The 7,000-nt window shown below is 42.4% G+C and carries 4 protein-coding genes; all 4 read left to right on the forward strand.

Annotated elements, in window-relative coordinates; genetic code table 11:
• Positions 1-252: 252 nt before the first annotated feature.
• Positions 253-1,134, forward strand: a complete 882-nt coding sequence (locus A6D97_RS03045) for an NAD(P)-dependent oxidoreductase (protein ID WP_004733521.1) — start codon at positions 253-255, stop codon at positions 1,132-1,134.
• Between the two features lie 1,074 nt (positions 1,135-2,208).
• The gene (locus tag A6D97_RS03050; RefSeq protein ID WP_065583814.1) at positions 2,209-4,080 is read left to right on the forward strand and encodes a methyl-accepting chemotaxis protein; all 1,872 of its coding nucleotides are present in this window, start codon (positions 2,209-2,211) and stop codon (positions 4,078-4,080) included.
• A gap of 237 nt (positions 4,081-4,317) precedes the next feature.
• Complete coding sequence (locus A6D97_RS03055; RefSeq protein ID WP_065583815.1) at positions 4,318-6,060, forward strand: polysaccharide lyase family 7 protein; 1,743 nt, start codon at positions 4,318-4,320, stop codon at positions 6,058-6,060.
• A gap of 430 nt (positions 6,061-6,490) precedes the next feature.
• A partial coding sequence (locus A6D97_RS03060) for a discoidin domain-containing protein (protein ID WP_139074290.1) occupies positions 6,491-7,000 on the forward strand: 510 nt, incomplete at its 3' end.

Genomic DNA, 7,000 nt, shown 5'->3' on the forward strand with positions numbered 1-7,000 from the left:
TAGGTAAAGGCGTAGCTTGTGCTTACTAATCGTATGACATTTAACGTATGTTATTTCATCAATAGACGGTTTTTAAACTGGCAAATAGTTCCTGTAAGTACAAAGCGTGCCCCATATTTTCTCGTAAAGTGAACCCCCGTCACAACTTGCGTCTAAGCATTGAAGGATTACCCTAAAACTATTGCGTAACGAGAAAGACGTAGTTATTATAATGAGCATATAATCATACAATACTATATTTGGAGTTTGAACATGACTAAACCTGTAATCGGTTTCATTGGCCTAGGTCTTATGGGCGGCAACATGGTTGAAAACCTGCAAAAGCGCGGCTACCACGTAAACGTAATGGATCTAAGCGCTGAAGCTGTTGCTCGCGTTACAGATCGCGGCAACGCAACTGCATTCACTTCTGCTAAAGAACTAGCGGCTGCAAGTGATATCGTTCAGTTTTGTCTTACAACTTCTGCTGTTGTTGAAAAAATCGTTTACGGCGAAGACGGCGTTCTAGCTGGCATCAAAGAAGGCGCAGTATTAGTAGACTTCGGTACTTCTATCCCTGCTTCTACTAAGAAAATCGGCGCAGCTCTAGCTGAAAAAGGCGCGGGCATGATCGACGCACCTCTAGGCCGTACTCCGGCACACGCTAAAGATGGTCTTCTGAACATCATGGCTGCTGGCGACATGGAAACTTTCAACAAAGTTAAACCTGTTCTTGAAGAGCAAGGCGAAAACGTATTCCACCTAGGTGCTCTAGGTTCTGGTCACGTTACTAAGCTTGTAAACAACTTCATGGGTATGACGACTGTTGCGACTATGTCTCAAGCTTTCGCTGTTGCTCAACGCGCTGGTGTTGATGGCCAACAACTGTTTGACATCATGTCTGCAGGTCCATCTAACTCACCATTCATGCAATTCTGTAAGTTCTACGCAGTAGACGGCGAAGAGAAGCTAGGTTTCTCTGTTGCTAACGCTAACAAAGATCTTGGTTACTTCCTTGCTCTTTGTGAAGAGCTAGGTACTGAGTCTCTAATTGCTCAAGGTACTGCAACTAGCCTACAAGCTGCTGTTGACGCAGGAATGGGTAACAACGACGTACCAGTAATCTTCGACTACTTCGCTAAACTAGAGAAGTAATCGACGTACGACCTCGCTAGGGTATTGCCTGTCTTTTTAGGCGGCGATACCTCAGCGAGGTTCGTTTTTATCTGCCATACCCAACCCTTTGTTCCCTCGTTAAACTCTTCTACTTCTACTTCCTCAGCTACACCTACTCAAAACTCTGTTCAACTTTGTTACTGCCTCAATTCCTATTTTTGTTTCTATATCTATATCTATATCTATATCTATATCTATATCTATATCTATATCTATTTGTAAATTCAAAGCCTTCTAGCACCAACTCACTCACTTTTCCTCGCAAGCTTAAACCAGTGCACTTAACTGATTGTTGGCGATGGCTTAACACCGCTCGTATATCGGGTCTGAAAAGAAAGTAAAAAAAACCCACACAGCTGGTGACTGTATGGGCATGTTCGGACGAGCCGTCTGGAAAAACAAATGATCAATAGAAAGTGAAAAAACGAATAACGAGATCCCCCGACAGTTTCTACGTTAAACGAGTTCAATGACCTTAAAGCGGCTGCTTCAATTATCACTTTGAACTGAACAAAAGCATCCAGAAAGAACTTAAGTTATGATTCAAATACACCATAACTTAAGGCTTATTGTATTACAAATAAATTTTAAGATTGAATGCCTTGAGTGAATGGTTGGTTAGTGAAAATGTGACCTAAGGCTCACTTTCCTAGTCAGGTGACCGAAAGTGATATGAATAATTTGAGTGGAGGCATTATCGGCGAAGTTGTGAGGTAATCATCTGAAAGTTGATCATTTTTAATTGGTTAATTATTCCTTTCTAATCATGTTAAAAGTTCAAACTCATAAATGATACCTATGTCACAGGGTGATTTTAACCAGTTTTGATATGTCAAGATTGCTCACAGAAAGTGCAGTCAATTAAACATACAATATTAATTAAATTGATGGTTGTGACGATGGAACGGCATGAACAAGTTTTGCTTCCCGTATCTTCGAATATCTAAAAAATGACCATTTCATTCGGATAAAAATAATAGACATAGGTTGATATGGATTATGAGTTTTATGAATTCAAAATTGTCTCTAGGGTTTAAAGGAAAATTGATTTTAATGGTGGCGATCGTCAGTTCCAGTGCCTTGGCATTTACGAACTGGTTCACGCTTAACTTGGCGACTGATCAAGTAAACCAAACGATTTATAACGAGATTGATCACTCGTTAACGATAGAAATTAATCAGATTGAAAGCACCGTCCAGCGCACCATCGATACGGTCAATTCCGTTGCACAAGAGTTCATGAAACCCCCATACCAAGTACCAAACGAAGCGCTGATGCATTTTGCCGCTAAGCTCGGTGGTATTGACAAGATTGTAGTGGGTTTTGATGATGGTCGTTCTTACACTTCTCGTCCTTCAGAGTCTTTCCCAAACGGTGTTGGAATCAAAGAAAAATACAACCCAACGACTCGTCCTTGGTATCAACAAGCGAAATTGAAATCAGGTTTATCTTTTAGTGATCTGTTTTTCACCAAGAGTACTCAAGTACCTATGATTGGTGTGACTTACACCTATCAAGATCGCGTCATCATGGCAGACATTCGATTTGATGATTTGGAAACTCAGCTCAAACAGCTAGATAGCATCTACGAAGCCAAAGGTATCATCGTGGATGAGAGAGGGATGGTAATTGCATCCACAATAGAAAACGTGCTTCCACAGAGCAATATATCTTCTGCTGACGCCTTAATGAAACTCAATGAAGCTATTGAACTACCTGACCAATTCATTGAAGGTGTGATTGATGGCAACCAGAGAATTTTGATGGCCAAGAAAGTGGATATTGGCAGCCAGAAAGAATGGTACATGATATCTAGTATCGATCCTGAACTCGCGCTCAATCAGTTGAATGGCGTGATGTCGAGTGCGCGTATCCTTATCGTGGCATGTGTGCTTGGCTCGGTGATATTGATGATTTTACTGCTGAATCGCTTCTACCGCCCAATCGTGTCACTGAGAAAAATCGTCCACGATCTATCTCAAGGTAACGGAGACCTGACTCAAAGGCTTGTTGAGAAGGGGAATGATGACTTAGGGCATATCGCCAAAGACATCAACTTGTTCATCATTGGTCTGCAAGAGATGGTTAAGGACGTCAAATTTAAGAACTCGGATCTCGATACTAAGGTACTGAGTATTCGTGAAGGTTGTAAAGAAACCAGCGATGTACTGAAAGTTCACACTGATGAAACGGTTCAAGTGGTCTCTGCAATTAACGGCTTATCTGAAGCATCAAACGAAGTCGAGAAGAGTTCTCAGTCGGCGGCAGAAGCAGCAAGAGAGGCCGCTGTGTTCAGTGATGAGACGAAACAAATTAACACCGTGACGGAAACCTATATCAGTGATCTTGAGAAGCAAGTCTGCACCACCTCTGATGATATTCGCTCAATGGCGAATGAAACGCAGAGCATCCAGTCTATCGTGTCTGTGATTGGAGGAATTGCGGAACAAACTAATTTGCTGGCATTGAATGCGTCAATTGAAGCGGCGAGAGCGGGTGAGCATGGCCGAGGTTTCGCGGTGGTTGCTGATGAAGTCCGTGCGTTAGCCAACCGAACTCAAATCAGTACTTCTGAAATTGATGAAGCGCTGTCTGGCTTGCAGTCTAAATCAGATGGTTTGGTTAAATCGATTGAGTTGACCAAAAGTAACTGTGAAATGACGCGTGCCCAAGTGGTTCAAGCGGTAAATATGTTGGCCAAGCTAACGGAACAGATGGAAACGGTAAGTCGTTTTAATAACGATATTTCGGGTTCGTCTGTTGAGCAGAACGCCCTTATTCAGAGCATTGCTAAGAACATGCATAAGATTGAAAGCTTTGTTGAGGAGCTTAATAAGCTAAGCCAAGATCAGTTGATTGAATCAGCAGAAATCAAAACACTTAACGGCAGCGTTAGTGACTTGATGAGCAGCTTTAAGGTTTAACTTTTCTAATATTTATATTTAAAAATCAACATACTAAGTTTAGTTGTTGATCTGAGAGCCACTCAATAGCTTGCGAGTTTAGAGTGGCCTTTCTGCGTTTTTCTTGAGTCTAACTCTACGCAATACTCATTCATCCCACTTCATTTGCCGCATCTCACATTCTGATAAATATATAATTGACATAAAATAGTACAAATATACATTGTCACTCTATTCTTATGGATAAGTGAGATAAATGTGAATAAGCCAATCTTCGTCGTAGTACTCGCTTCGCTTACGTATGGCTGCGGTGGAAGCAGCTCCAGTGACAGCAGTGATCCTTCCGATACAAATAACCCAGGAATGCCCGCTGGTGTTGTTGCTCCCTATGATATTACCAAGTATCAAAACATCCTTTCCAGCTCAGATCTTCAGGTCTCTGATCCTAATGGAGAGGAGGGCAATAAAACCTCTGAAGTCAAAGATGGTAACTTCGATGGTTATGTCAGTGATTATTTTTATGCTGATGAAGAGACGGAAAATCTTATCTTCAAAATGACGAACTACAAGATGCGTTCTGAGGTTCGTGAGGGAGAAAACTTCGATATCAACGAAGCGGGCGTAAGGCGCAGTCTGTATGCGGAAATAAGTTTGCCTGATATTGAGCATGCCATGGCGAGTTCTCCCGCTGATCATGATGAAGTGACGTTGCTGCAGATACACAATAAGGGGACTGATGAGAGTGGTACGGGTTATATCCCTCATCCGCTATTGCGTGTGGTTTGGGAGCAAGAACGAGATGGCCTCACAGGTCACTACTGGGCAGTCATGAAAAACAATGCCATTGATTGTAGCAGCGCTGCTGACTCTTCGGATTGTTATGCCACGTCATACAATCGCTACGATTTAGGTGAGGCGGAATTGGACAGTTTTACCAAATTTGATCTTTCTGTTTATGAGAACACACTGTCGCTCAAAGTGAATGATGAAGTAAAAGTGAATCAAGACATCGCTTACTGGCAGCATTTATTGAGCTACTTCAAAGCGGGTATCTATAACCAATTTGAGAATGGTGAAGCGATTGCTTACTATCAGGCGTTGAGATACACCACGACTCAAATCGATGGATCAAACGATTGGGACATTAATGATTGGAAGCTGACTATTCCACCGAGTAAGAATGATTGGTATGGAAGCGGTGGTGACAGTGCTGCTGAGTTAGAACCAGAACGTTGTGAATCGAGTAAAGATCTTCTTTCAAATGACAGCGATGTGTACGACAGTGATATTGATCTTTCTTACTTCAATACTGATGAAGGAAGAATGCACTTTAGAGCGGATATGGGATACGGCACCTCTACCCAAAACTCTAGCTATATTCGCTCTGAGCTCAGGGAGTTATATCAAAGCAGTGTTCAACCGGATTGTAGCACCAGTGATGAAGATACCAGTTGGTATTTGGACGACACCAGAACCAACACAACCAGTCACGAGTTAACGGCAAGCTTGCGAATTGAAGATTACCCGAACATCAACGGCCAAGACCCAAAAGTAGTGCTCGGTCAGATCCATGGCTGGAAGATCAATCAAGCATTGGTCAAATTGCTTTGGGAAGGTGAGGGTAAGCCGGTACGAGTGATACTGAATGACGATTTTGAACGCAACAATCAAAGTTGCGGCCACTGTGAGCCATTCAGCGTTGAGCTTGGAACTTACACCGCCAGTGAAGAGTGGCGCTATACGATTCGTGCCGACCAAGATGGTATTTACCTTGCGACCCACGATTTAGATGGCACCAACACGGTTTCGCACTCAATCGGTTGGGGAGAGGATTACCAAGATAAAGATGGCAAAACCGTTTCTTTAACTCAAGATTGGGCCTCTAACGACATCGCTTTCTACTTCAAAGCGGGTATCTACCCACAATTTAAGCCAGACAGCGAGTACGCCGGTGAGATATTTGATGTGAGTTTTAGCTCTGTGAGAGCGGCCCATTATTAAGCTCGCGCTGCTTTAACACTCGCGCTGGTTTAACAAATAAAAACCGTAATTAAAAGACCACATCAGTTGTTAACAATGTGGTCTTTTTTTGTGCTCAAATGTAATGGGTTAGGTGACTTTAATTTAAATAACGAGATCAACTTCCCGGTGAATAGCCACCAAAAATTATCGTCGCTTAGACGAGATGCTGATCCAAAATTTATCTACTCTCTATTTTATCAATAAGAAATGTGATCCAGTTAATATATGGATAAAGCAGAAAGTGTCCCCAGTCTCATTTATTCAATGAAACGTTTTATTTGTATTATAAGATTACGTAAGATTTTTATGTTCTCGCAAACATCCAAATATAAATCACTTAATAACAGGAGTTCGCGGACTTTGATTTCACTTACAAGCGCTGCCTTTGTAATATAATAATGGGTTTAATATGAAACAAACGATTCTAAAAAGCTTACTTGCCTCTTCTGTCCTACTAGCGGTGGGTTGTACAAGCACAACACCAACGGTTGAGTTTCCGAACAACAAAGAAACGGGTGAAGCTCTACTGATGCCAGTTGCAGCTACTGCAAGCAGCCACGATGGTAACGGCCCAGATTTTCTTCTTGACCAAGATCTTACAACGCGTTGGTCTTCAGCGGGTGACGGCGAGTGGGCAATGCTAGACTACGGCTCTGTACAAGAGTTTGACGCAGTTCAGGCCGCTTTCAGTAAAGGTAATGAGCGTCAGTCTAAATTTGATATTCAAGTAAGTGTCGATGGTGAAACCTGGACAACCGTACTTGAAAACCAACTGAGCTCAGGTAAAGCGATCGGCCTAGAGCGTTTCCAATTCGAGCCAGCAGTACAAGCGCGCTACGTGAGATACGTGGGTCACGGTAACACTAAAAACGGTTGGAACAGCTTGACTGAGTTGGCGGCGGTTAACTGTAATGTTAAC

The organism is Vibrio sp. ZF57 (assembly GCF_001691235.1).
Lineage (GTDB): Bacteria > Pseudomonadota > Gammaproteobacteria > Enterobacterales > Vibrionaceae > Vibrio > Vibrio crassostreae_C.

Coding starts and splice junctions, on each gene's coding strand:
- A6D97_RS03045 (WP_004733521.1), top strand. CDS start 253: ATGACTAAACCTGTAATCGGTTTCATTGGCCTAGGTCTTATGGGCGGC.
- A6D97_RS03050 (WP_065583814.1), top strand. CDS start 2,209: ATGGTGGCGATCGTCAGTTCCAGTGCCTTGGCATTTACGAACTGGTTC.